25 protein-coding genes are annotated in these 23402 nt (G+C 49.6%); 16 read left to right on the forward strand and 9 right to left on the reverse strand.

Going from position 1 to position 23402, the window contains the following annotated elements; genetic code table 11:
• Nucleotides 1–76: 76 nt before the first annotated feature.
• Nucleotides 77–1357 carry a lipid IV(A) 3-deoxy-D-manno-octulosonic acid transferase gene (waaA, locus tag ACQUQM_RS20050; protein ID WP_432471638.1) on the forward strand — a complete coding sequence of 427 codons (1281 nt, stop codon included), beginning with the start codon at nucleotides 77–79 and terminating at the stop codon, nucleotides 1355–1357.
• A gap of 42 nt (nucleotides 1358–1399) precedes the next feature.
• On the opposite strand, the gene ACQUQM_RS20055 is transcribed toward waaA, so the two are convergent.
• From ACQUQM_RS20055 to ACQUQM_RS20065, 3 genes are all read right to left on the reverse strand, one after another.
• A complete protein-coding gene (locus ACQUQM_RS20055) occupies nucleotides 1400–1963 on the reverse strand; it encodes a D-sedoheptulose-7-phosphate isomerase (protein WP_432471639.1) in 564 nt (187 codons plus the stop codon).
• A 26-nt stretch (nucleotides 1964–1989) separates the two neighbouring features.
• Nucleotides 1990–2313: an iron donor protein CyaY gene (gene cyaY, locus ACQUQM_RS20060; RefSeq protein ID WP_432471640.1), complete on the reverse strand. Its 324-nt coding sequence runs from the start codon at nucleotides 2311–2313 to the stop codon at nucleotides 1990–1992.
• A gap of 76 nt (nucleotides 2314–2389) precedes the next feature.
• The gene (locus ACQUQM_RS20065; protein ID WP_432471641.1) at nucleotides 2390–3904 is read right to left on the reverse strand and encodes a diguanylate cyclase; all 1515 of its coding nucleotides are present in this window, start codon (nucleotides 3902–3904) and stop codon (nucleotides 2390–2392) included.
• A gap of 164 nt (nucleotides 3905–4068) precedes the next feature.
• Here ACQUQM_RS20065 and lptM point away from each other — a divergent pair, with 164 nt between their 5' ends.
• The 7 genes from lptM (at nucleotide 4069) to ACQUQM_RS20100 (ending at nucleotide 9306) form a co-directional block, all read left to right on the forward strand.
• Nucleotides 4069–4194 carry an LPS translocon maturation chaperone LptM gene (gene lptM, locus ACQUQM_RS20070; RefSeq protein ID WP_432471642.1) on the forward strand — a complete coding sequence of 42 codons (126 nt, stop codon included), beginning with the start codon at nucleotides 4069–4071 and terminating at the stop codon, nucleotides 4192–4194.
• A gap of 74 nt (nucleotides 4195–4268) precedes the next feature.
• Nucleotides 4269–5519, forward strand: a complete 1251-nt coding sequence (gene lysA / locus ACQUQM_RS20075; protein WP_432471643.1) for a diaminopimelate decarboxylase — start codon at nucleotides 4269–4271, stop codon at nucleotides 5517–5519.
• A 102-nt stretch (nucleotides 5520–5621) separates the two neighbouring features.
• Nucleotides 5622–6452, forward strand: a complete 831-nt coding sequence (gene dapF / locus ACQUQM_RS20080) for a diaminopimelate epimerase (protein WP_432471644.1) — start codon at nucleotides 5622–5624, stop codon at nucleotides 6450–6452.
• Nucleotides 6449–7126: a DUF484 family protein gene (locus tag ACQUQM_RS20085; protein WP_432471645.1), complete on the forward strand. Its 678-nt coding sequence runs from the start codon at nucleotides 6449–6451 to the stop codon at nucleotides 7124–7126. The genes dapF and ACQUQM_RS20085 overlap by 4 nt, the downstream gene beginning before the upstream one ends.
• A gap of 4 nt (nucleotides 7127–7130) precedes the next feature.
• On the forward strand, nucleotides 7131–8063 hold the full coding sequence (xerC, locus tag ACQUQM_RS20090; RefSeq protein WP_432471646.1) for a tyrosine recombinase XerC: 933 nt from the start codon (nucleotides 7131–7133) through the stop codon (nucleotides 8061–8063).
• A complete protein-coding gene (locus ACQUQM_RS20095; RefSeq protein WP_432471647.1) occupies nucleotides 8056–8781 on the forward strand; it encodes an HAD family hydrolase in 726 nt (241 codons plus the stop codon). Before xerC ends, ACQUQM_RS20095 begins: the two co-directional genes overlap by 8 nt.
• Nucleotides 8782–8790: 9 nt before the next feature.
• Entirely contained in the window at nucleotides 8791–9306 is a 516-nt protein-coding gene (locus ACQUQM_RS20100; RefSeq protein ID WP_432471648.1) for a hypothetical protein, read from the forward strand.
• A gap of 18 nt (nucleotides 9307–9324) precedes the next feature.
• Here ACQUQM_RS20100 and ACQUQM_RS20105 read toward each other — a convergent pair whose 3' ends face one another.
• Nucleotides 9325–9750, reverse strand: a complete 426-nt coding sequence (locus ACQUQM_RS20105; RefSeq protein ID WP_432471649.1) for a MerR family transcriptional regulator — start codon at nucleotides 9748–9750, stop codon at nucleotides 9325–9327.
• Nucleotides 9751–9832: 82 nt separating this feature from the next.
• Here ACQUQM_RS20105 and ACQUQM_RS20110 point away from each other — a divergent pair, with 82 nt between their 5' ends.
• Nucleotides 9833–10495 (forward strand): cation transporter, encoded by a 663-nt coding sequence (locus ACQUQM_RS20110; RefSeq protein ID WP_432471650.1) that lies wholly within the window; start codon nucleotides 9833–9835, stop codon nucleotides 10493–10495.
• A 105-nt stretch (nucleotides 10496–10600) separates the two neighbouring features.
• Here ACQUQM_RS20110 and yddG read toward each other — a convergent pair whose 3' ends face one another.
• The 4 genes from yddG to ACQUQM_RS20130 all read right to left on the reverse strand — a co-directional run bounded on the left by yddG (nucleotide 10601) and on the right by ACQUQM_RS20130 (nucleotide 14585).
• Complete coding sequence (gene yddG, locus ACQUQM_RS20115) at nucleotides 10601–11488, reverse strand: aromatic amino acid exporter YddG (RefSeq protein WP_432471651.1); 888 nt, start codon at nucleotides 11486–11488, stop codon at nucleotides 10601–10603.
• Between the two features lie 75 nt (nucleotides 11489–11563).
• Nucleotides 11564–12301, reverse strand: coding sequence for a helix-turn-helix domain-containing protein (locus tag ACQUQM_RS20120; RefSeq protein WP_432471652.1), 738 nt, complete (start codon nucleotides 12299–12301; stop codon nucleotides 11564–11566).
• Nucleotides 12302–12402: 101 nt separating this feature from the next.
• The gene (gene phbB, locus ACQUQM_RS20125) at nucleotides 12403–13146 is read right to left on the reverse strand and encodes an acetoacetyl-CoA reductase (RefSeq protein ID WP_432471653.1); all 744 of its coding nucleotides are present in this window, start codon (nucleotides 13144–13146) and stop codon (nucleotides 12403–12405) included.
• A 56-nt stretch (nucleotides 13147–13202) separates the two neighbouring features.
• Nucleotides 13203–14585 (reverse strand): malonyl-CoA decarboxylase, encoded by a 1383-nt coding sequence (locus ACQUQM_RS20130; RefSeq protein WP_432471654.1) that lies wholly within the window; start codon nucleotides 14583–14585, stop codon nucleotides 13203–13205.
• A 202-nt stretch (nucleotides 14586–14787) separates the two neighbouring features.
• Here ACQUQM_RS20130 and ACQUQM_RS20135 point away from each other — a divergent pair, with 202 nt between their 5' ends.
• The 5 genes from ACQUQM_RS20135 to ACQUQM_RS20155 all read left to right on the forward strand — a co-directional run bounded on the left by ACQUQM_RS20135 (nucleotide 14788) and on the right by ACQUQM_RS20155 (nucleotide 20028).
• The gene (locus ACQUQM_RS20135) at nucleotides 14788–15219 is read left to right on the forward strand and encodes a MaoC family dehydratase (RefSeq protein WP_432471655.1); all 432 of its coding nucleotides are present in this window, start codon (nucleotides 14788–14790) and stop codon (nucleotides 15217–15219) included.
• Between the two features lie 15 nt (nucleotides 15220–15234).
• Entirely contained in the window at nucleotides 15235–15780 is a 546-nt protein-coding gene (locus ACQUQM_RS20140; protein WP_432471656.1) for a hydrolase, read from the forward strand.
• A gap of 168 nt (nucleotides 15781–15948) precedes the next feature.
• Nucleotides 15949–17649, forward strand: a complete 1701-nt coding sequence (locus tag ACQUQM_RS20145) for an acyl-CoA synthetase (RefSeq protein ID WP_432471657.1) — start codon at nucleotides 15949–15951, stop codon at nucleotides 17647–17649.
• A gap of 67 nt (nucleotides 17650–17716) precedes the next feature.
• Nucleotides 17717–19318 (forward strand): PAS domain-containing sensor histidine kinase, encoded by a 1602-nt coding sequence (locus ACQUQM_RS20150; RefSeq protein ID WP_432471658.1) that lies wholly within the window; start codon nucleotides 17717–17719, stop codon nucleotides 19316–19318.
• Between the two features lie 83 nt (nucleotides 19319–19401).
• Nucleotides 19402–20028: a response regulator transcription factor gene (locus tag ACQUQM_RS20155; protein WP_432471659.1), complete on the forward strand. Its 627-nt coding sequence runs from the start codon at nucleotides 19402–19404 to the stop codon at nucleotides 20026–20028.
• Nucleotides 20029–20110: 82 nt separating this feature from the next.
• Here the strand turns inward: ACQUQM_RS20155 and ACQUQM_RS20160 are convergent, their stop codons facing one another.
• Nucleotides 20111–20884, reverse strand: a complete 774-nt coding sequence (locus tag ACQUQM_RS20160) for a glycosyltransferase family 25 protein (RefSeq protein WP_432471660.1) — start codon at nucleotides 20882–20884, stop codon at nucleotides 20111–20113.
• Nucleotides 20885–21426: 542 nt separating this feature from the next.
• On the opposite strand from ACQUQM_RS20160, the gene ACQUQM_RS20165 reads away from it, so the two are divergent.
• Together ACQUQM_RS20165 and ACQUQM_RS20170 are read left to right on the forward strand one after the other, a co-directional pair.
• Nucleotides 21427–22227 (forward strand): hypothetical protein, encoded by an 801-nt coding sequence (locus tag ACQUQM_RS20165; protein WP_432471661.1) that lies wholly within the window; start codon nucleotides 21427–21429, stop codon nucleotides 22225–22227.
• Nucleotides 22228–23298, forward strand: a complete 1071-nt coding sequence (locus tag ACQUQM_RS20170; RefSeq protein WP_432471662.1) for a hypothetical protein — start codon at nucleotides 22228–22230, stop codon at nucleotides 23296–23298.
• The last annotated feature ends 104 nt before the right edge of the window (nucleotides 23299–23402 follow it).

Raw genomic sequence — 23402 nt, forward strand, 5'->3', positions numbered from 1 at the left:
GCATTATAACCTTTCATCCAGACAGACTGATAATGTTAAACTGATGTTTTACGAAAGGATTTCAGGTATTCCTTCTATGGCGCGACTGCTCTATACACTGTTGCTGTACTGTTTGACCCCGCTGATTTTGTTAAAACTCTGGTTTAGAGGCCGAAAGTCTCCGGAGTATCGCCAGCGCTGGGGGGAGCGGTTCGGCTTGATTCCCGATTTTACGTCCAGTCACGCAGTCTCACCGTTGTGGATACACAGTGTTTCATTAGGGGAAACTGTTGCTATAACTCCCCTGGTTGAACAGCTTCTGGCGCAATACCCGGAACAGCCGATCATTATGACGACCATGACCCCTACCGGTAGCGAGCGGGTCAGGGCACAGTTCGGCGACAGGGTGATGCATGTCTATTGCCCCTACGATCTGCCGGATGTACTGGCCCGCTTCCATAACCGTGTTAAGCCTCGTTGCTGCATTATTGTTGAAACCGAACTATGGCCAAATCTTATTCGCAGTTGTGCCAGCCGTGATGTCCCGGTGCTGGTTGCCAATGCCCGGCTTTCGGCCCGCTCGGCGAAGGGCTACCAGCGGTTTGCCTGGCTGACCCGGCCTATGCTGCGTGATATCAGCTGCATTGCTGCTCAGAATCCGGTGGATGGTCAGCGTTTCCTCGATCTGGGATTAAGCACGGCACAGCTGGCTGTGACCGGCAGCATCAAATTTGATATCACACCGCCGCAAGGTGATGAAGAAGAGATAAAACAACTGCGAAGCGCCTGGGGAATCGATCGCCCAGTGTTTATCGCAGCTAGCACTCATGACGATGAAGAGCAGCAACTGATTGGGCTTTACAAGGCTTTACAGAATCGTAGTCCAGAACTTTTACTCATCCTGGTGCCGCGCCATCCGGAGCGTTTTGTCGAGGTGTATAACCAGTGTTTGCGGGCCGGTCTGAAAACCTCTCGGCGTAGTCTGCGCGAGCCGCCCGCTACGGATATCAATGTCTATCTGGGCGATACCATGGGCGACATGATGAAGCTCTATGCCGCGGCGGACATTGCGTTTGTAGGTGGCAGTCTGATCGAACGGGGCGGGCATAACCCTCTTGAGCCTGCTGTATTAGGTAAGCCTGTGTTGATGGGGCCGCACCTGTTTAATTTTCAGCAGATCGCGGATCAGCTGGAGAAGCAGCAGGCGTTAACAGTTGTCTCAGATATCGAGCAATTGCAATTAGTCGTAAGGCAGTTGCTGGATAATCCGGAGCAGGTAAAGATGATGGGGGCTGCTGGGCAGGCCTATATGGATGCTAACCGTGGTGCGCTGGTAAGGTTGTCTCAGCTGGTGCAGAAATACAGCCAGCCGAGTTAGCAGGCATCGACTATTAGTTGGTACTTACCTAGTCAGAATTTATTAGTCCGTGCTAAGCAGATAATCCATCTCTTCGCAGAGCCAGTGGCCGATAAAGATATGGGCTTCCTGAACTCTCGCTGTTTCTGCGGCCGGGACTTTGATGATGTTGTCTGCGATATCAACCAGCTGGCCACCGTTTTCTCCGGTCCAGGCCCAGCACTTTGCACCAATTGTCTGAGCGGCTTTAATAGCATCGATAACGTTTGCACTATTGCCCGAGGTGGATATGCCGATCACCAGGTCTTCCGGGCGGCACAGGGCTTCAATCTGACGGGTAAAAACCGAAGCAAAGCTGTAGTCGTTGGAGTGAGCGGTCAGGATAGAGCTGTCCACTGTCAGTGCAATAGCGGGCAGAGGCTTGCGTTCCGCTTTGTAGCGCACGACGAACTCGGCAGCCAGGTGCTGGCTATCTGCGGCGCTGCCACCATTACCCATAAAGAACAGCTTGCCCCCGGCGGCAAAAGTTTCTGCGATCTGGTCGGCCAGTTGTTCAACGTCGGTCTGTATTTCCGGCAGACGGTTGAAGGTCTCAGTATGGCGCTGTAGGGCGTTACTAAAAGACATGGTCATTCCTTAATTGCGGTGAAAAATTACAGAGCGAAATTAAATGTTTCACCGGCCTGCTCGGTGAAAACGGTGTGGAGTACATCATTTAATGGTGCTTTGTCACTGTCTCTGAGCCAGGTTTGCACATCGAAATCATAATCAAAATGAAAGCCGCCACTTCGGGCAGCCAGCCAGAGTTGCAGGACCGGGGTCTGGCGAGTAAAAATTATCTGGCTCTGGTTCTCACAGATAACGGTCAGTACTCCGCCATTGTTGATATAGTCGAGGTCAGTCTCGGCTTCATCTAACAGTTCTTCGATGGTGCTCAGGGTGTCATCAACCCGCTGGTTAAATTCAGATTCGTTCATTGCTGCACTCGTTACTGCCGGATTGGAAATTAGTGGACAGAGTATATAGCAGTTCGTTCCGCTACTCATCTTTAGCTCAGGCTAGTATGGCGGCATGAATCCGGTTCCTGCCAGCACCTTTGGCTTCGAGCAGCTTTTGATCGGCAAGCGTTAGCAGCTGGTAAGGAGTTTGATCGGTAATCACTCCAGATGTTGCAATCCCTATACTCAGTGTAATAGTCGAAAAATTATCAGCATCGGCCCCTTTTTTATCCGCGGACAGTTGATGCTGAATTTTGTGGGCGATTAACCTGGCCCCTGCCTGATCGGTGTCTGGCAGCAACAGGATGAACTCTTCACCGCCATAGCGGAATGCTCTGTCAGCGGGACGTTGGATTGCCTGTTCGATGACTGAGGCGGTGCTGCGCAGGCAATCATCGCCGACAAGATGGCCGTAATTATCGTTATATTGCTTGAACAGATCGATATCGATCATCAGCAAAGAAAGTGGTTGTTTGGATCTGGAAGCCCGTAACCATTCCAGCTCTAATTGGTGTTCAAATTCTCTGCGGTTATAGAGCTGAGTCAGATGGTCCCGGTTGGATTGTTGTAATAACTGGTCCGTCAGGCGCTTAAGAGTGATTAGCCTGTCTATGCGAGAGATCGATACTTGTACAGGAACGTCCGGATGCAGGTAGTCACTGTAGCCAAGCTGGCAAGATAATGCATGCTCCGTAGGGCAGTATTGCTGGCTCAACATGATGACTGATAAATGCTGTAACGAATGTTGCTTAATCAGTTGCAGGCAGCGCATGTTATGTTCATTGTCAGCAACCCCGGTCAGGAGCAGAAGGTCTGCTTGTTCAGGTCCATCGTGAAATGCGCTGAATTGATCGGCATCGGCAATCACCCGGATATCATAGTCATCACGTAAAGGTTGAATCTGCGGCCAGTATTCGGTCAATGATCCCAACAGCAGGATGATAGGGCGAGGCTTAAAGCTGCAGCTGGCAATTGTATGGGACTGTTGATGATCAGCTTTAATAAGGTAGCTTAATATATCCTGGATACTGGCTAAGCCTATCAGAGGTTCACCTTTCGGGTGTTGCATAACCGGTATTCTTTGATCGTACCTGCCTTGTTCCCAGTTCTTTTGCCAGTCGCTGAGAGTTTCTTTCACTACAGGATTGAATTCTGGTTGATGACTACCAGCCTGCTCTAGCAACTGTTGTAGAACCTTGGGGGTTGATATATCCAGGCCATCTTGCCACAACGCTCTGTAGACCAGCTTTCTGAACTGTTCCGATATATCGTTCCGTATCTGCCTGAGGGACTCGGCAATTACATTCGCCTGTTCAGTATTAGGCCTGGACGGGGGAAGGGCAATGCTGATGTCCGGCGCCCGGTGACGAACGGTGGCGACTTCGGAAGTTAGTTCAATCTGATCATCGGTAGTGCTCAGATGGCTGCTGACTTCTGGAGTGTGTTGAATTAACCGCCACTCGACCAGTTCCAGGCGATTGTGCGTCTGCAGATGTTCGTGCAGGGCATAGCAGAAGGGGCAGTTGAAATCTCCATATACAACAATCTTTTGCAGTGTTGTCTGTGGCATAGCTTCTCAATAATTCGGCAGCTGAATTCTAATAATAGATAGATACGTAAGAACTTAACAAGTTATCTTGCAATTCTGTTGTCAGAACGCGTCAGTGGCAGGTACTCATCATGCCGTCGGAACGGTATAATCTTCGCATTAACCTCGGATCAGGATGCAGAACAGTGAAACATTGGTGGGTTGCTCTATTTGTCAGCACCATAGTGCTGGGTGGTTGTGGTCAGAAAGGCCCGCTATATTTGCCTGAAAGTGGGGCAGGTGAGGTTCAGGAAGGTGCTGCAGCTAACTAAGCGCGGTAGCTAATAAACAGCCCGGCAAATAAAGACCGGGCCGTAACAGAATTTAATAAGATCAGAATATTTCGATGGATAATTTTGAATATCGTAACGGCCGCCTGTGTGCCGAAGAAGTACTGGTAAGCCGAATAGCGGAAGAATTTGGTACGCCAACTTATATCTACTCCCGGGATAGCCTGGAACGGGCTTATCTGGATTATGCCCAGGCTTTGGAAGGCCGTGATGCGCTGGTGTGCTATGCGGTCAAAGCTAACTCCAACATCGCAGTATTGAATGTACTGGCGCGACTGGGTGCTGGCTTTGATATCGTCTCGGAAGGCGAACTTGAGCGGGTCCTGAAAGCGGGCGGCGATCCATCGAAAGTGGTTTTCTCAGGTGTAGCCAAACGTGAGAATGAGATGCGCCGGGCACTGGAAGCGGGTATCCACTGCTTTAATATCGAATCCGAAGCTGAGCTGGACAGACTCAATACGGTTGCCGCAGAACTGGGTAAGGTTGCTCCGATCTCGCTGCGGGTGAATCCGGATGTCGATGCCGGTACTCATCCGTATATATCGACCGGACTGAAAGACAATAAGTTTGGCGTGGCGATAGAAGATGCTGCCCGTATTTATAAATATGCTGCCAGCCTGAGTCATCTCGATGTGCAGGGTGTGGATTGCCATATCGGTTCTCAGCTGACCGAGATCGATCCGTTTATTGATGCGCTGGATCGTCTGTTGGTTTTGATTGATAAGCTGGCTGCTGATGGTATTACTATTAAGCACCTGGATCTGGGTGGTGGCCTTGGTGTGTGCTACACCGATGAAGTACCGCCGTCTCCGCAGCAGTACATAGCTGCAGTGGTTGAAAAGCTGGGTGATCGTCCGCTGAAACTGATCTTTGAGCCTGGCCGTTCGATTGCCGCCAATGCGGGTATCATGATCACTAAGGTTGAGTTCCTGAAGTGTGGCGATCACAAGAACTTTGCCATCATCGATGGGGCAATGAACGACCTGATCCGTCCGGCACTTTACAGTGCGTACATGGAGATTATTCCGGTACAGGCACGTGATGAAGGTGAAAGCCGAAGCTATGACCTTGTTGGCCCGGTATGTGAAACCGGAGACTTCCTGGGTAAAGACCGGGAATTGAATATTGAACCAGGTGACCTGCTGGCGGTTTGCTCTGCAGGAGCCTATGGCTTCACTATGAGCTCCAATTACAATACCCGAAACCGGGCCGCTGAGGTCATGGTCGACGATAATCAGGCGCACCTGATCCGTAAGCGTGAAACTGTGGTTGATCAGTTGCGTGGCGAGAAAGTGTTACCCGGTTGAATCCTTTTTTACTAGGGCCCGCTAAAAGGCAAAGCTAAGAAGGCAACCGCTAAACTAAGGCAAAAGTGTCGTCCATATCGACCCGGCCTTACTGAGAGAGTTATGTTAGTTAGATTTACAAAAATGCATGGTCTGGGGAATGACTTTCTGGTGCTGGATACTATCACCCAGAAGGTGAAGGTTAATTCCGCGCTGGTAGCGAAACTGGCGGACCGTAACTTCGGGGTGGGTTTTGATCAGATGCTGATCGTTGAACCACCGAGCGACCCGGATATGGATTTTCGTTACCGTATCTTCAATGCTGACGGCAGCGAAGTTGAACATTGCGGCAATGGTGCCCGCTGTTTTGCTAAGTTCGTGCGCGATAAGCGCCTGACGGCGAAAGAAACCGTTGCGGTAGAAACCCAGAAAGGTCCGATCTACCTGACAATAACTGAAGATCGTCAGGTGGTGGTCGATATGGGTCAGCCAGTATTGGAGCCACAGCAGATTCCGTTCAGTGCGGATCAGCAGGCGGCAACCTATCCTATTGATGTGGCAGGACAGACCATTGAGATCAGTGCTGTTTCAATGGGTAACCCTCATGGTGTGCTGGTGGTAGATTCAATCGATACTGCCCCGGTTGAAAGCTGGGGTCCCGAATTGGAGGCCCACCCTAAGTTTCCTGCGAAAGCGAATATCGGTTTTATGGAGATCGTTAATCGTAACTCAATTCGCTTGCGGGTCTTCGAACGTGGCGCAGGAGAAACCCTGGCCTGTGGTACTGGGGCCTGTGCCGCTGTTGTCGCGGGCCAGTTAAGGGGGTTACTTGATCCCGGTGTAACAGTGCAGCTGCCCGGTGGTGCATTGCAGATAGACTGGAACGGTGTCGGTCAGCCATTGGTTATGACCGGACCGGCAACTACGGTATACGAGGGGCAGATCTTTCTATGACGGATAATAGTGTTACTGAGCTTCAGGTAGTTGAATACCTGAAGGCCCATCCGGATTTCTTTACCGGCAATGAGCAGCTGCTGGAAAAACTCTATGTGCCCCATCAGCGTGGCAATACGGTTTCTCTGGTAGAGCGTCAGACCAGCCTGTTGCGGGAAAAGAACCGCGAGCTGCATGATTACCTGGGAGACCTGGTCGGCGTTGCCCGGGAAAATGATATCCAGTTTACTAAGACTAAGAAGATGGTCGTAGCATTGCTGGAAGCTGAAACTCTGGATGATGTGGCGGTCGCGGTTGATGAGAGCCTGTGTCAGGACTTTCACAGCGACACCACCTCATTGGTTCTGTTCAGTAAAACAACCGCAGAGCAGAGCAATCTGCGTTTGTTGCCGCAGGACGATGCCGCTGCAATTCAACCTCTGGCCGATAGCTCGCAGACCAGCTGCGGCAGCCTGAGTGAGCTGCAGAATGAGTTCCTGTTCCGCGAGCAGGCTTTCAAAGTTAAATCTGCCGCTGCGGTGCCCCTGGTTAAAGGTGAAACTTTAGGCTTACTGGCAATCGGCAGTTTCGATCCTACCTATTTTCAGAGTAATCAGGGAACCTTGTTCCTGGATTATATCGGCCAGGTTCTGAGCCGGGTATTGTCCCGTCTGTTAAAGGACCAGCAGGTCTGAAACGGTGAACAGCGTCGATGAAGCCCAGGTACGCTTCTTCAACTACCTGGGCAGCGAGCGCCAGCTTTCCCCACATACTCTGAGCAATTACCAGCGCGACCTGCAGCGTCTGCAGGATTATCTTATCGATTGTCAGCTGTTTACCCCGGATAACAGTCAATGGCAGCAGGTTGATGCGCGCCATATCAGGGGCTTTGTTGCCATTATTCATCGTCAGGGGCTGGCTGGTAAGAGTATCCAGCGGGTGCTGTCGGCGGTGCGGTCTTTCTACAAATTTCTCAATCGGGAAGGGCTGGCTCAGCAGAATCCGGCGCTGGGTATTCAGGCGCCAAAGAGTCCCCGTAAACTGCCTCAGACGCTGGATGCCGATCAGGTCGGCCAGTTGTTAGATGCCCCCGATGGTGGCGACCCTCTGGTATGCCGTGATCTGGCGATGATGGAGATGATCTATTCCTCAGGCCTGCGTTTATCAGAGCTGGTCAGCCTGAATCTGAACGATCTTGATCTGTACGATTCCAGCCTGCGGGTGACCGGTAAAGGGCGCAAAGCCCGGATGCTGCCTATCGGCCGTAAGGCGATGCAGGCATTGGATCGCTGGCTGGACCTGCGGGATAGTATGGCTAAGCTGGATGAAATGGCAGTGTTTGTCAGTCAGCGTGGCACCCGAATAACTACCCGAAGTGTGCAACAACGGATCGACCGACTCGGTAAAATGCAGCATACTCAGGGTAAAGTGTATCCACACAGATTACGCCACTCGTTTGCCAGCCATATGCTGGAATCCAGTGGTGACCTGCGAGCGGTACAGGAGCTGTTGGGGCATTCCGATATATCGACAACCCAGATCTATACCCATCTCGATTTCCAGCATTTGATGGATGTATACGATAAGGCTCATCCAAGAGCCCATAAACAGAAAGATAAAGACCATGATTAAGTGCATTACGTTCGATCTGGATGACACCCTGTGGGCAGTTGATCCGGTAATAGTACAAGCGAATAAAACACTCTACAGTTGGCTCAGTGATAACGCCGAGCTATTTGTAAAGTGCCATCGTTTGGATGATTTTAATGAACTCAAGCGACAAGCGTTGGAGCGTTTTCCAGAGATCTCTCACAGCGTCACGCTGATCCGTGTTAAACAACTTGAAATTGGCCTGGAACAAGCAGGCTATCCAGAGGATCAGGCGGCAGCACTTGCCAGTCAGGCCTTTGAAGTATTTATTGAAGCCCGCAACCAGGTTGAACTGTTCGAACATGCCAGGGCTATGCTGGAACAGCTCAAGCAGGATGGTTATACCATTGGCGCTTTGAGTAATGGCAACGCTGATGTAAACCGGGTGGGGCTGGGCGATCTCTTTGATTTTGCCCTCAATGCCGATGGTGTGGGTAAAGAAAAGCCTCATCCGCTAATGTTTGAACAGATGCTGGAGCAGAATCAGTTGCGCCCGGAACAGGTAATCCATATTGGTGATAATCCCCACCATGATATTGAAGGGGCGAAGCATGCCGGTCTGTGGACGATCTGGGTAAATCTGGATAATCGTAAATGGCCTGATGGTGAACCCGCCGATCAGGATGTCAGTTGTCTTAGCGCTATTCCAGAGGCAGTAAATGTAATCGCTGGGCAGGCTTCGTCCCGGGTAACATTGTAGGAATTCAGTATGGCTGAACAGATTGGGCATAATCAGATCAATATGAGTTACGATGCGGCGGAAGACCGGATCCTGATACGGGCCACTGAAAACGGTAAAGAGTATCGAGCCTGGTGGACCCGACGTCTGGCGTTGCGCATGCATAAGCTGTTTGGTGAACATGCGTTTCCTACGGAAAACAGTGGTAGCCATCTGGCACCGGCTCAACAGCAAACCTTAGGCTCGATGGAAAAACAGGGTGCGGTGCAGCAAGCCGATTTTGCTACACCTTTTCAGGCAGAAGCCAGCCTCTATCCATTGGGAGAAGAGGGTGTTCTGGTGCAGCGGGTAGACGTCAAGACCGAAGGCAAAGTGGTCAAGTTCGTAATGCTGCCCAAAGAGGGCGAAGGGCTTACCCTGGCGCTACCACCGAGTCAGCGTTACTCCTTCGAACATATGCTACAGCAGGTAATGCAAGCCGCCGAGTGGATCACGCCACAACAGACAGAGGCTATAGACTCACTTGTTGAGCGTGTGGCGCATTAAAGTCGACTCTGAGACAGCTCAGTGGTGCTCGTCGTTACACAGCGAGTGATCCGCCAATACTTCGAGCACCTTGCACTGGTGCTCATCATCATAGTTGCAACTTTCAATCATCCGCGCCAGTTCTGTTTCCATCGCCTGAAGCTGGCGAATCTTATACTGAACATCGGCTAAATGTTGTTTTGCTATCCGGTCAGCCTCAAGGTGATCATCCACGCAACAGCTACAGAGTGTTTGTAGCTGTTCTATTGCCGCCAGATCGAAACCCAGCGCCCGGGCATGACGGATAAAGCGCAGCATCATCAGGTGCTGCTCTGTATAGCGCCTTTGATTGCCCTCGCTACGGCTCGCTACCGGTAGCAGGCCTCTTTCTTCGTACCAACGAATGGTCGTGCTTTTACAGTCGGTTAGTTTTGATAACTGGCCGATGGAATAGTGTTTTGACATTTTTTAAATTAAGCCTTGAACCTCTAGTTACTAGAGACTTTATAGTTTCCTTATCAATTAAGAAACTATAGAGGCTTTTTTCATGTCCCACTGCTGCGGCAACACTACGTTTACCGGACTGGATCCGGCCTACAAGCGGATACTCTGGCTGATCATCGGGATCAACGGCGTGATGTTCGGTGTCGAGATGGTTGCCGGTATTGCGGCTCAATCCCAGGCACTGCAGGCCGATGCTCTGGATTTTCTGGGTGATACCCTGAGCTACGGAGTCTCGCTCTGGGCGATTGGCAAAGCGGTATCAATCCGCAGTAATGCTGCACTGTTGAAAGGTCTCAGCCTGATCCTGATGTCACTGTGGGTGTTCGGCAGTACGGTATATCGGATTTTTGTAATGAGCAGCCCCGATGCATTCACTATGGGTGGCGTTGCTATCGCGGCATTTGTTGCCAATATGCTCAGTGTTCTGCTGCTGATGCGCTATAAAAATGGCGATGCCAATGTTCGCTCGGTCTGGCTCTGCAGCCGCAACGATGCGATCGGAAATCTGATCGTACTGGTGGCTGCTTCCGGTGTCTGGTATTCGGCTAGTGCGTGGCCTGATCTGATCGTCGCGGGGATCATGGCTGGCCTGTTCCTCTCCTCAGCCTGGCAGATTACCAGGCAGGCCTTGCTCGAGAAAAAAGAGTCTGAGAAGAAAGTGTCTGAACAACAGCCTGAACACTGTAATTCCCGGCAGGGAGTATGAGTTCTGAACGTGGTAGTTTTTTAAGGCAAAGCGCTGTGAAGGGCAGCGCTTTGTGAAAGGTGAAGTTACCGGCGTTCAGGGTCTATGCGACCAGACCTGAAATTATCAGGTTCGGGGTTTTCGGTAACCTGCGATAAGGGATCCGGCGACGATGGCAAGGCAGGCCAGTGCCAGTGTTGAATCTGCAGTGGCCATTCCAGCTAATACCAATAACAGGGCTGAGATGAGCGGTGCCGAATAGGCTAATACGCCTAATAGTTGGAGGTTGCCGTGTTTAATGCCGTAGTCCCAGGTGAAAAACGCGATACCCACTGGTCCGATGCCTAAACCGATAATACCGATCCATTGGCTGGTGGTCTCAGGCCATAGGGTGGTTTCCCACAACAGATGGCAGATCAGGGCTAATAGGGCAGTAACGGCACAAAACCAACCGGCGGCATCGGTGGAAACCTGTTTTACCAGACGACTCAGTACGGAATAACCGGACCAGATAAAAGCGCAGCAGATGGCCAGCAGGTAGCCGCTCAGGTATTCAGAATTGAAGCCGGAGTTGCCCTTGCCTATTAGTAGCCAGCAACCGTAAAGCGCAAGTATTGCCCCGATAAGGTGACGCTTCAATCGCTTCTCTTCTGGCAGGAATCCGGCCAATAGTACTATCAGTAATGGCCACATATAGGCCAGCAGGCTGACTGTAACTACCGGCGCTTTGGTCATCGCGACGAAATAACAGAAGTGATAACCGAAGTAACCACCTACTCCTAATAGCCAGGCCAGTTTAGGCTGGCGCAGATGTTTCAGTCCCAGATGCCCCTGCCGCCACCAGTTCAGGCTCATCAGTAAAAATGCCAGCGCAAAGGTCATGGCCATCATCTGAAAGGGAGGGATACGGCCTTCGGTCAGGCTGGTTAACAGGGCCAGAGTGCCCCAGAGAAAAATAGAAACCGAGCCGATCAGTGTTGCACGTATGACCTGGGTGTGAAGAAGTGCAGACATAGTCTTATCCAAATAAAATAATCTTCGAGCATAATATGTCGGTACGCTATGGCAGTCTTTGCCAATAAAGCGGGACTATTTGCCGGATCGGCGGAAGTGGCTGGGGGCGATATCAAAATGTTTACGGAAGCGGTCACTGAATGCCGCGAGGCTGCTATAGCCAACTCGCTCGGCGACTTGTTGCACGCTTAAACTATCAGTTTCCAGTAGTTGCCAGGCCTGCTGCATTCGCTTCTCGATCAGGTATTGCTGGGGCGTCATGCCCAGCTGACGGCGGAACAGTTCGCTGAGTTGGCGTGGGCTGATACTTGCTACGGTAGCCAGCTGAGCAATACTGATTGCCTGGCTGAAATTGTTATCCAGATAGTCCCTGGCAGTTGCTATGCGGCGGTCAATACTGGTCTTTTCTCCGTATTGCTCGTGGAGCAACTGAATAAGTAACAGCAGCATTTGGCGCTGGCTACTGATAGTCGTGTGTTGCTGCTGCATTTGTTGGAACAGGAAGCACACATACTGATTCAGGGCTGGATTCAGCGTGATAAATGCGGGTAAGCGCTCCAGTTCCGGTGCCAGAAGGTCAGGAATATCGGCAACCAAAAAGCAATTATCCGGGGAGCCGGAAAAACCGTGATCTTCACCTGCAACAACCACAGCAGCTTGTTGCGAAGAAACCAGACCAGAGCGATGACCTACGGTCATATCCAGCTGGCCGGAAACCGGCAGTACCAGCTGATGATAATCATGCTGGTGGCTGCTCGTCTCGGCACTGTAACTGCGCAGGTCTAGTGTAAGGTGGAAAGCTGTCTGGCTCATAAGCGGATTGTAGCAGCCTTGAACCAGACGAATAGCCCTGGGCTAACTAAAAGTTAAAAGCCCTGAGTAAGTAAAAAGCCTTGAGCCAGACTAACGGTTCGTTAGCTCATGTACTCTCCGCCATTAACCGACAGATTAGTACCGGTAATATAACCGGCATCTTCTGCGGTCAGGAATGCCACAGCCCTGGAAATCTCTTCTGGCTGCCCCAGACGGCCTACTGGAATTCCTGCAACAATCGATTCCAGTACGTTTTCAGGTACCTGGCGTACCATCGGGGTATCGATAAAGCCAGGTGAAACGGCGTTTACAGTCACCCCTTTGCGGGCGCCTTCCTTTGCTATCGCCTTGGTAAAACCATAAATACCGGCTTTGGCGGCTGAATAGTTGGCCTGGCCGAACTGGCCCTGTTCACCGTTCAGGGATGAAATATTAACAATCCGGCCGAAACCGCGGCTGCACATGGCATCGAATACCGGCTGGCACATGTTATACATGGAATCCAGATTGGTACGCAGCACTTCCTGCCACTGTTGCGGTTGCATCCGTTTCAGCGGCGCATCGCGGGCAATACCTGCGTTGTTAACCAGGATATCGATCGGGCCAAGGTCTTTTTCAACCGTTGCGATAAAGCTGCAGCAGTTATCGTAATCGGTGACGTCCAGAGGGTAGATAGCCACCTCATAGCCCGCTTCTTTCATGCTAGCCTGCCAGCTACGGTTAGCCTCTTCGGTGCCTGGCACATAGCTACCGACCACTGTGTGCCCCTGATCGGACATCGCTTTGCACATGGCTTCACCAAGACCGCCGCTGGCGCCGGTTACTACTGCTATACGTTGAGTCATGATTGTCTCCATTAGGTTTTTATATTTACTGTCTGTTTTTAGATATATGAGTCTGTTTAATCTTTGAGCAGGTGCTTCAGCGCTGATGACTGGGCGACCTTACCCTGTAACGTGTAATCCTGACTGCGGGATTCAATATGTGGCAGCTGGTACAGGTAGTTCACCATGATACCGGCGGATTGCTGTATGCCCTTTTCTGATGAGTCAGCCATCCAGTTAAGTTGCGCAATCTGCGCGCCATTACTCAGATGAAAATGGCTGACCGGGTCTTTACTGAAATGACCCCGGCCCTTTTCATTGTTCAGGTAATGACAGGCCAGTTTCAGCAAAGCCTCTTTGCTATCCGGCTGGTTCAGATGCTCATCGCAGATACGAGGCTCGGGTAAATGGCTCCAATACCTGCCGCCAGGAATCTGCTTCAGCTGTGAGTCGTTTAATCCGCTGAGCCAGCGGCAAAAGCCGGGTACCGGTGACAGTGTCGAAAAATTCTCCAGTTGAGGGTAATCCTGTTGCAGACGGGCCACCACGCGCTTAATCAGGAAATTACCGAAACTGATGCCTGCCAGCCCTTTCTGGGCGTTGGAGATAGAATAGAAAATTGCCGTATCAGCATGGTGGATATCCTGTATCGGAGCGTTCTCATCAAGCAGTGCCTGAACGTTATCCGCGAGCCCTTGTACCAGGGCGACTTCGACGAAAATAAGCGGTTCATCGGGCATGTTAGGATGAAAAAATGCGAAGCAACGGCGATCTGAGTCAAGACGGTTTTTCAGGTCGTCCCAGCTTTGTATCGCATGGACGGCTTCGTACGCGATCAGTTTTTCCAACAGTCCGGCGCTGGACTGCCAGCTGATCTGTTCCAGTTGCAGCAGTCCGATATCAAACCAGCTGATCAGTAAGCGTTTCAGATCCGCTTCCAGCGCCGCCAGCTGTGGATAAGTTTTCTTCAGCTGCAACAGTTCGGCCCGCATATCGACCAGAAATTTAACCCCTTCCGGCAGGCCGTTAAACTGGGTCAACAGTTGCATCCGCGGTGGGTCCAGCGCTTCTCGCAGCGCCATTCCAGTGCTGGCTCGCTGATCTTCCGCTGCGTGATACCAGCGTTGAAAGCTTTGCTCCACTTCTTCGCGATTAACGTCATAACGTTCCGCAAGCAGGATAAGGAAGCGAATTCGTCCCTGCTGATTCAGTTCCAGATAGCTACGGCCGAGTATCACCGCCCGGCTGCGCGCTGTGACCTCGTCGCCATCGTTGATCAGGCAGGCATCCATCCATTGCATCAGCGGCAGGGTATCACTCTCTTCCAGGTCCGGGTTGAGCTTAAGTTCAGACATTTTGAGATCACTGCTGGATTGGTCCCGCCACACTTTTTGCAGTTTGTTCAGGCGCAGATGGCTGAGGGTTCGCTCTATAAAGCTATTTCTGGCTGGTGCCGACATGATTAGCTCCCCGGTATTTCCCGTTATTGATACTGAATTCTTGTCAGGTGCGAATTAAATTAACAAATGATCTTGAAAAAACCAAGGGTTTTTACTTGGTTTTATAAGTAAAAACCATTATTGTTAACTGCATATCCAATCTTAATGCTTGTAAAAAGCCTCGGATTCCCAACCAATAAGAACAATGATAGAGGACACTCAAATGCATGATTTACATGGCTATTATCTGGAAGACCTGGAAGTAGGGCAGACTGCAAGCTATGCAAAAACAGTCACAGAAGCTGATGTGGTGCTGTTTGCCGGAGTATCCGGGGATGATAATCCGGTGCACATTAATGCCGAGTATGCGGAACAGACTATGTTCGGTCAGCGTATAGTCCATGGCATGTTCAGCGCCGCCCTGATCTCAGCAGTATTAGGTACGCGGATGCCGGGGCCGGGTGCGATCTATATCGATCAGCAATTGAAGTTTAAGGCGCCGGTACATATTGGTGATACCGTCACTGCGACCGCCAAAGTGCTGGAAATTAACGAAGAGCGGCGCAGGGTGGTACTGGAAACGGTGTGTACGGTAAAAGGTAAAGTCGTCGCTGCTGGCGTTGCAACCAACATGGTCGATCGTCGTCCGGTCTGAATCGAGGGATAAAGAATGCTGATTAATAAAGAACGAAGCGCGCTGCTAGTGATCGATGTACAGGCTAAGTTATTGCCAGGTGTGTATGAAAGCGAAGACCTGGTCAAGGGTTGCCGCTGGTTGATGGAGCTGGCTCAGCTAGTGGGTGTTCCTGTATTGGGCTCTGAACAATATCCACAGGGTGTCGGACCAACTACCGATACGTTGAAAGAACTACTGCCGGCAGAAGACTTCATTGGTAAGACTTATTTCTCCTGCGCGGATTCCCCTGAATGCAGCGCCCGTATCGATGCGATGGACCGGGAAGAGATCGTCATCTGCGGTATGGAAGCCCACGCCTGCGTTATGCAAAGTGCTTTACGCTTGCTGGAGCAGGGTAAAAAAGTCTATGTAGTCGCTGATGCGATCTCGGCGCGTAACCCGGTTGATACTGAATATGCCATCGCCCGAATGCGCGAAGAAGGCGTCAAAATAGTCACCCGTGAAATGGTTGGCTTTGAATGGATGATGCGTTCTGATGTGCCGGAGTTTAGAGACTTCAGTATGAAATTCCTGCGTTAGTAAAACTATTGCGACTTGGCTATAGGTCGTTAAAAGTTCGCTCAAGATGCTCATTTACATTAGTAACCCCGCAAGGGGACAGTGACTGCGCTCTTTCACTAACTTTTGCCTACTCTAGCCTGCGCTCATGACGTTTTAGAATTTTGATGTGATCGAAAAGGAGTCTGTATGGAAAACAAAAATAACAATCCGTACGAAATGGGCCTGGAGCAGAACAGCGCGAATTTTTCCGCGCTGAGCCCGATCGGCTTTATCGAGCGTGCCGCCAGTGTTTATCCACAGCGGACCGCCGTTATTTACGGAGACCTGCAGCGCAATTGGTTGGAAACCTACCAGCGCTGTCTGCGGCTGGCATCGGCCCTGAGTAAAAGGGGCGTGGGTGTCGGCGATACCGTTGCTGCGGTACTGCCGAATATACCGGAAATGCTGGAGCTGCATTTTGCCGTACCGATGATCGGTGCGGTTCTCAATGCCCAGAATACACGGCTCGATGCCGAGACTGTCGGTTTCATGCTGGATCATGGTGAAGCCAGTGTATTGATTACCGACCGGGAGTTTTCCAAAACAGTAAGTAAGGCACTGAAGATCTGTCAGCAGCAGCCATTAGTTGTCGATGTGGATGATCCGCAATTTGATGGTGGTGAACTGTTAGGCGAACTGAGTTACGAGGCGCTGTTAGCCGAAGGGGATGCAAACTTTGCATGGCAGCCGCCTGCGGATGAGTGGCAACCGATTGCACTGAACTATACCTCGGGCACCACCGGCAATCCGAAAGGCGTTGTGTACCACCACCGTGGTGCTTATCTCAATGCGATGAGTAATATTCTGGGGCAGAACCTGCCGCCCCATGCGGTGTATCTCTGGACCCTGCCGATGTTCCATTGCAACGGCTGGTGTTATCCCTGGGCGGTGACGGCTGTTGCGGGTACTCATGTCTGTCTGCGTCATCTGCTACCAGAACGGGTATTTCAATCGATTCAGGCTTACGGGGTGACCCATTTCTGCGGTGCGCCGGTGGTGTTGAATATGCTGCTCAATGCGCCGGAGGAGGTAAAACTACCGATCGATCATCCGGTTACAGTTACTACTGGTGGCGCCGCGCCCCCGGCTTCAATTATCGAAGGGATGGAGCAGATCGGGATTCAGGTGGTGCACGCCTATGGCCTGACTGAGACATACGGCCCCAGTGTATTCTGCTCGTTTCAGGATGCGTGGGCGCAACTGCCATTGCCGGAAAAGGCCGCCAAAATGGCCCGCCAGGGAGTGCGGGCACCAGGGATGGAGCGATTGATGGTTGCTGATCCGATGACGCTGCAACCGGTCACAATGGATGGCAAGGCGATGGGCGAGATCTTTATGCGTGGCAATACTATGATGCAGGGTTACCTGAAAAATCCGTCCGCAACGGCGGATGCGTTTGCCGGCGGTTGGTTCCATACCGGGGATCTGGCGGTGTGGCATCCGGACGGCTACATCGAAGTAAAAGACCGCTCCAAGGATGTGATTATCTCCGGCGGCGAGAATATCTCGACCATTGAGGTGGAAGATACCCTCTATCGTCACCCGCAAATTCTTGAAGCAGCGGTGGTGGCACAACCCGATGACCATTGGGGGGAGGTGCCCTGTGCGGTGGTTACTCTGAAACCCGGTGATGAGGCGACGGAGCGGGAAATTATCGATTTCTGCCGCGATAACATGGCGCATTTCAAATGTCCCAAGCGGGTTGTATTTGCCGAATTACCGAAGACCTTAACCGGTAAAATTCAGAAATATGCGCTGCGTAATATGCTGCAACAGATACAGCAATCTGTGCCTAAACCTATGCCTCAACTCTTGCCAGAGTCTATGTCTCAAGAACAGGACTCCTGAGGTGTTGTCGGCCACTGTACAGGTCGCCGTTGTGGGTTCGCTTTTGTTACTATCGGGGGGATGATCAATGTTATTGAGTCAGCCACCCGATAACTCTGTTAAGAGTAAGAACAAGAGCAATACCAGAATGAAGCAGCGCCCCGATAAAGATAGATCTGAAGTTGTGCCGGCCAGCACCGCCGACAAGGCCGCAGAAACCGAGCGTAACCGTCTGCTGGCGGAGATGGCCGAACAGTCGACCGATATGATCTCGAGGCACACACCGGATGACTGGTGTTTTATTTACGCCTCACCTGCGGTAACCCATCTGTTGGGCTATAGCGTAGCCGAGATTATCGGCATGTCGGCCTATGAACTGTATCACCCGGATGATGTCGAAGATTTCAAGCGTCGCTCGCCGAGCGTCAGCTATGAGCGTGGTCTGTACACCCATACCTATCGATTTCGCTGTAAAGATGGCCACTATACATGGCTGGAAAGCACCAGCCGCTCGATACGTGATCCTGACACTGATGAACTGCAGGAAATTCTCGTTGTATCCCGTGATGCCAGTCAGCGTATCAATGCTGAGCAGGCGAGCCGCAGGCTGGCCCGGGTGCTGGAATACAGCAGCGATCTGGTGGCGTTCGTAACGCCCGATCATCGGGTTACGCAACTCAACGAGGCCGCTCGCGAATGTCTGGGTATTGAAGTGCCTGAGCATGACCGATTGTTACTCAAGCAGCTGTTTCTGCCGGATAGCTATGCCCTGCTGCAGCAGGAAGCTTTTCCCCAGGCTCTCGATCAGGGACGCTGGCGGGGTGAGGCTGAGATGTTCAGCCAGGCCCGGCAATGTGTTATCCCGGTGATGCTGGAGGTTCTGGCTCACCGTACCCTGGATAACCGGTTGGAATACTATTCAACCGTGGCCAGGGATATGAGCGCAGTAAAAGACGCTGAAGCGAAAAAACAGCAGTATCAGCTGGAAATCGATCATGCTGCACGGCTGATTACTATGGGCGAGATGGCAACCGGGCTGGCCCACGAGATCAACCAGCCGCTGACCGCCGTTGTAAACTATGTGCGGGGCATTCAACGCAGGATGAACCTTGAGCAATCAGTCACGATGGCAGATATTGCCATACCGCTGGAACGGATCAGCAGTACCGCGTTGCGGGCCGGTGAGATCGTTCACCGGATGATGGACTTTACCCGTAAGACCGAACCGAAGTGGCAGATGCTGGAACTGAATCCGCTGGTGGATGATCTGTTGCAGTTTTGTGCTAACAGTGCCCGGCGACATAATGTTGAGATTGAGAATCGTCTGCCGCAATCTTTACCGGCGGTATATGCCGACCGGATTCAGCTGGAACAGATTCTGCTTAATCTGCTGTTAAACGGAATTGAAGCCTGCCACCGTGACAGCGATGAAACTTCGCTAAAGGTATGGCTTGACGCTTCTATGGTGAAAGCCGATCAGGTTATAATTTCGGTGCAGGATCAGGGGCCCGGTTTACCGGTGGCTGATCCGGAAAAGTTGTTTGAGCAGTTCTTCACCACTAAGGCCGATGGCCTGGGTATGGGGCTGGCCATAAGCCGGACTCTGATTGAGCGGCACGGCGGACAACTGCAAGCAGCCAACCGAGAAGGCGGCGGTGCTATTTTCAGCTTTGCGCTAAGTACTAATTGAAGAGGTACTAAGTGAACAGATACTAGCTGAATAGATATCGGTAAATGGCTGCCTGAAAATTAACCACAGCAGTGAAGGGCAATATGGCAGAGCAGACAGTATACGTAGTGGATGATGATGCCGATGTCCGTGACTCGCTGCAGTGGTTACTCGAATCTGTTGGTTTAAGCGTAACCAGCTTTGCCAATGCCCAGGATTTTCTCGACAGTTATCCGCCCGGTAGTAGCGGTTGTGTGGTGATGGATGTGCGAATGCCGGGACTCAGTGGTATTTCAGCGCAGAAAAAACTACCGCAATACCATATCGATATCCCGCTGATTATGATCTCCGGCCACGGTAACGTGGATATGGCGGTAACCGCCATGACTCAGGGCGCCCGCACCTTTATCGAAAAACCTTTTAATGACCAGGTATTGCTCGATCATGTCCAGCAAGCGCTAGAACAGGATTTGGCAAACCGCGCGGGTCAGCATCAAATACTGGCAGTACAAAAGAATTATGCAGCGCTGACCAAGCGTGAACGGCAGGTATTTGAGCAAGTAGCGAAAGGATTAGCCAATCAGGATATTGCGGATGTTCTCGGTATCAGTCGTAAAACCGTAGAAGGTCATCGAGCCAATATGATGAACAAGATGACGGCACACTCCCTGCCGGAACTGATCCAGATGGCGATTAGTCTGGGAGTTGTTGGCGGTTATGGGGCAGGGTAGGCGCTAGTTGAGCTTCGGGTGAATTAATTTTATCAGATTCCATTTATTATCTTAAATAACGGCATTACCATGAGATCCCGTCTTAGCGAGGCTTTTGGTGTTTTATGCCTAGTAATAAATTAACAAGGGCGTGATTCAGTTTTCGTGCAGCTCCTGTCCTTGTTAGCTTCCATAAACGACTGTAAATTGGTTTTTTCCGTTTAAAGGATTCAGTTCGATCATTACTGATACTTGATTGTTCTTCTGCGAAGTCGGCAGGTCTTATGGGTGGTTCTACAAATCCATAAAGTGATATTTTTTTATGTCTTCGTAATTTTTTCCATGCATCTATTGGTGATTTAATTTTATTAAATTCAATCAGCATAACTTGCGCCGCTTCTCGAGAAATATAATAGGAGCAAGTTAAGTCAGATGCATAACCTTCTACGCATGTAGCATTTCCTAGCGACCATATAACCCTTCTTCTATAATATGACGAAAGCCAGGAGAAAAGGATGACGTGGTTTGGTTTATAGCTGTGACTTTCTATCTTATTGATAGTGTCCATAATGTTATTTTCTTTAATAAAGACATCATCTTCAAAGATAAAGGCGCCTTTTGATCCGCTTTGAATGATTTCTTTATAAATTTTTAGATGGCTTAGGGCGCAGCCTATCTCATTTGCCAGGATTTCGCGTCCCCAAAACTTTTTTGCGAGGTCAGGGTCGTAAACAGTTTGAAGTTCTTCCTCACTTAAATCTTTCCCATATACAGCTTCTATAAACTCATAATTAAGGATCCCTTTTTCCTTAAAATGCTTTGTTATATAGTCTTTTTTGTCAGTATCTTTTTTAAGATTAATGACGTAAATGTTCATGGGTATCCTTTTAGGAATTGCTTGTCAGATTGGAAAGTATAAGAGTTGACAAGGTTTTTATAAATTATTCAGTGTATAAAGGGCTTGATATTTCAGTTGTCGAAGATGTATATGCTGATGTCCTAATGGTCTCACATAGCGAGGCTCATTAACAGACTCAATCCATGACTGTTTTGAACTGACAGAAGCAAGATTAGCCGCTATTTAAACGGTAAAAGGCGGTAATTATGCAGTGTAGTGAACGATATCTGTTCTGCTAGAATTGGTAATAGCTTGTTAGTTGATACAAAACAGTTGCTTAGGAGGTAGGGGGGAAGCGTATTCTTGGAAAAATTGATGCTTACAAGTTGCGTTGACTTTGGGCAGAGTTTGCGAGAATGTTGGTTTTTTAAGAAAACATTGCCCTGAAGCTCTACGTAATCTGGCGATGAATAAGGTTGTGACTTGAAATGTGAATGCTCACAAGTATATGTTAAATGTTGTATATTTGTTGTGAAGATGTAGTTCTTTGTTTGTAAAAGGATATTGCCCGGGGAATGGTCGTGAATAACGTTAAGAGTGAACATGATTTTCTTGTTTTTACATCAGCAGGAAATAATAGTAACTTAAAGGAATGGGTTAAAGGTAAACCAAATTTTGATCTTTGGATTACTTATTATGGTGAAAAGGGCTCGCTTTATGAAGAAGTAAGCCCGTTCTATTGCCGTCGATCTGACGGAAAGTTTCCCAACCTGCACGATCTATATACAAGTAACCCAGGATTTTTACAGCAGTATAAAGCAATCTTTGTTATGGATGATGATATAGAAATATCAACGGAAGAGATAAATGAGCTGTTTGAAATTCAACAAGAATACAATCTTTGGGCATTGCAGCCTTCGTTTGATGAACATGGAAAAATAAGCCATCGTATAACCCGGCAGACTCCGGGTTACTATATGAGGTATTGTAATTTCATCGAGATGACATGCCCCCTTTTCAGAACTGATAAACTTCTGGATTTTTTGGATGTGTTTGACCCCGCCTTGAAAGGCTGGGGCACAGACTATTGGTTTATGGATAGTATGGGCGATGATTTAAAATATAAGGTGGCTGTTGTGGATTCCATAAGCTGCTTAAATCCAAAAGACTGCTCAAAGCCAGGGGGGGGGCGAGAAATTGATAAGCTGCAAACAACCGATGACCGCAAGGTTATTTGGAAACGAATAGCCGACAAATATAATATTCCGCTCGAAGGAAGGTCGAAAAAAACATTCTATAAAATGAGAAGAAAAAACAGCGTTATTTTATCTTTCCTTATATGGGTGTCAACAAGAATGAATAAGGTCCGTAAGGGGGAGTAAATGACTAAGCAAAAAGTATTATATATCGTTGCTGCATATCCACAAATTTCTGAGACATATATCAAGGTAGAAATAGAAACATTAGCTAGTCAGTATGATCTTGAGATTATATCGATCAACAAGGCTAACTACGCTTTTGAAAAACCGCATCCATTTCATGAGATAAATAACTATGATGATATCCTGAATTTTGCTAAGAAGTTTAAGCCAGATGTTATACATACTCACTGGATAGACTTTCAGCTGGAAAGAGTATTCAGGCTATCAAAGGAACTCAATATTCCTTTTACCATTCGTTCACATTCATTTGATACCCTGTGGAAACCGGCTCGCTGGTATAAACGGATTCTTGGTGGCCCGGTTCCGGCCAAGGTCCGTAAATATATCAAGATGGTGAACCATCCATTGTGCCTGGGTGTGCTTGCCTTTCCTTATGCTGTACCAAAGCTGATTACGGCTGGCGTAAAACCCGAAAGGGTTGTCGAGTCCGGGCCGGTTTTTGCTTATGATCTTTTTAACGATCAATCATCTAATGGCCAAGGTATTGTTAATGTTGGTGCCTGCTTGCCAAAGAAGAAGTTTGAAGATTATATACACTTAGCAACTCTGGTACCTGATCGGAAATTTCACCTTTATTCATTGGGGTATCTGACGGAGGATATAAATAATAAGAATAATGCTGTGGGAAATCCAGTTCTGATGCATGAACCGATTCAACACTATGAAGTTGCAAAAAAACTAAAAGATATGCAATGGATGGTGTATACCGCTGACCCTGAGCTTGCAACGGTTGGCTTACCACTGACTCTGCTTGAAGCCCAGGCATCCGGAGTCGGTGTTTGTATGAGAAAACTCCGTCCTGATCTGAAAGAATATCTTGATGGCGCTGTTATTTTATATGATTCAGTTGAAGAGCTGGTTGAAATCGTTAAGAAGCCTGTGTCCGAACAGATGCGGCAGCGAGGTTTTGAAAATGCCAGGCGCTATGACATCCGTACAAATATCCATCAATTGACTGATTTATGGGATCCCCTACAGGCTGAATCATCACCGAAATCAGGTTTGAAGTAAGAGAGCAGTAAGCATGACTCACTGCCATATTTGAAAATCTCTCACTTTAATGGATGTGCTGTCATTAAAGTGAGATTAAGTGCTATTTAACAATGAAATCAATT

Source organism: Amphritea sp. HPY (assembly GCF_050870985.1).
Classification (GTDB): Bacteria; Pseudomonadota; Gammaproteobacteria; order Pseudomonadales; family Balneatricaceae; genus Amphritea.

Excerpts from the sequence above, each read along its gene's own strand:
- ACQUQM_RS20170 (WP_432471662.1), top strand. The coding sequence starts at position 22,228 with ATGACTAAGCAAAAAGTATTATATATCGTTGCTGCATATCCACAAATT.
- lysA (WP_432471643.1), top strand. The coding sequence starts at position 4,269 with ATGGATAATTTTGAATATCGTAACGGCCGCCTGTGTGCCGAAGAAGTA.
- ACQUQM_RS20065 (WP_432471641.1), bottom strand. The coding sequence starts at position 3,904 with ATGCCACAGACAACACTGCAAAAGATTGTTGTATATGGAGATTTCAAC.
- ACQUQM_RS20110 (WP_432471650.1), top strand. The coding sequence starts at position 9,833 with ATGTCCCACTGCTGCGGCAACACTACGTTTACCGGACTGGATCCGGCC.
- ACQUQM_RS20160 (WP_432471660.1), bottom strand. The coding sequence starts at position 20,884 with ATGAACATTTACGTCATTAATCTTAAAAAAGATACTGACAAAAAAGAC.
- ACQUQM_RS20140 (WP_432471656.1), top strand. The coding sequence starts at position 15,235 with ATGCTGATTAATAAAGAACGAAGCGCGCTGCTAGTGATCGATGTACAG.
- ACQUQM_RS20155 (WP_432471659.1), top strand. The coding sequence starts at position 19,402 with ATGGCAGAGCAGACAGTATACGTAGTGGATGATGATGCCGATGTCCGT.
- yddG (WP_432471651.1), bottom strand. The coding sequence starts at position 11,488 with ATGTCTGCACTTCTTCACACCCAGGTCATACGTGCAACACTGATCGGC.
- cyaY (WP_432471640.1), bottom strand. The coding sequence starts at position 2,313 with ATGAACGAATCTGAATTTAACCAGCGGGTTGATGACACCCTGAGCACC.
- ACQUQM_RS20135 (WP_432471655.1), top strand. The coding sequence starts at position 14,788 with ATGCATGATTTACATGGCTATTATCTGGAAGACCTGGAAGTAGGGCAG.
- ACQUQM_RS20100 (WP_432471648.1), top strand. The coding sequence starts at position 8,791 with ATGGCTGAACAGATTGGGCATAATCAGATCAATATGAGTTACGATGCG.
- ACQUQM_RS20120 (WP_432471652.1), bottom strand. The coding sequence starts at position 12,301 with ATGAGCCAGACAGCTTTCCACCTTACACTAGACCTGCGCAGTTACAGT.
- dapF (WP_432471644.1), top strand. The coding sequence starts at position 5,622 with ATGTTAGTTAGATTTACAAAAATGCATGGTCTGGGGAATGACTTTCTG.
- ACQUQM_RS20145 (WP_432471657.1), top strand. The coding sequence starts at position 15,949 with ATGGAAAACAAAAATAACAATCCGTACGAAATGGGCCTGGAGCAGAAC.
- ACQUQM_RS20055 (WP_432471639.1), bottom strand. The coding sequence starts at position 1,963 with ATGTCTTTTAGTAACGCCCTACAGCGCCATACTGAGACCTTCAACCGT.
- waaA (WP_432471638.1), top strand. The coding sequence starts at position 77 with ATGGCGCGACTGCTCTATACACTGTTGCTGTACTGTTTGACCCCGCTG.
- ACQUQM_RS20095 (WP_432471647.1), top strand. The coding sequence starts at position 8,056 with ATGATTAAGTGCATTACGTTCGATCTGGATGACACCCTGTGGGCAGTT.
- ACQUQM_RS20130 (WP_432471654.1), bottom strand. The coding sequence starts at position 14,585 with ATGTCGGCACCAGCCAGAAATAGCTTTATAGAGCGAACCCTCAGCCAT.
- phbB (WP_432471653.1), bottom strand. The coding sequence starts at position 13,146 with ATGACTCAACGTATAGCAGTAGTAACCGGCGCCAGCGGCGGTCTTGGT.
- ACQUQM_RS20085 (WP_432471645.1), top strand. The coding sequence starts at position 6,449 with ATGACGGATAATAGTGTTACTGAGCTTCAGGTAGTTGAATACCTGAAG.
- ACQUQM_RS20105 (WP_432471649.1), bottom strand. The coding sequence starts at position 9,750 with ATGTCAAAACACTATTCCATCGGCCAGTTATCAAAACTAACCGACTGT.
- ACQUQM_RS20150 (WP_432471658.1), top strand. The coding sequence starts at position 17,717 with ATGTTATTGAGTCAGCCACCCGATAACTCTGTTAAGAGTAAGAACAAG.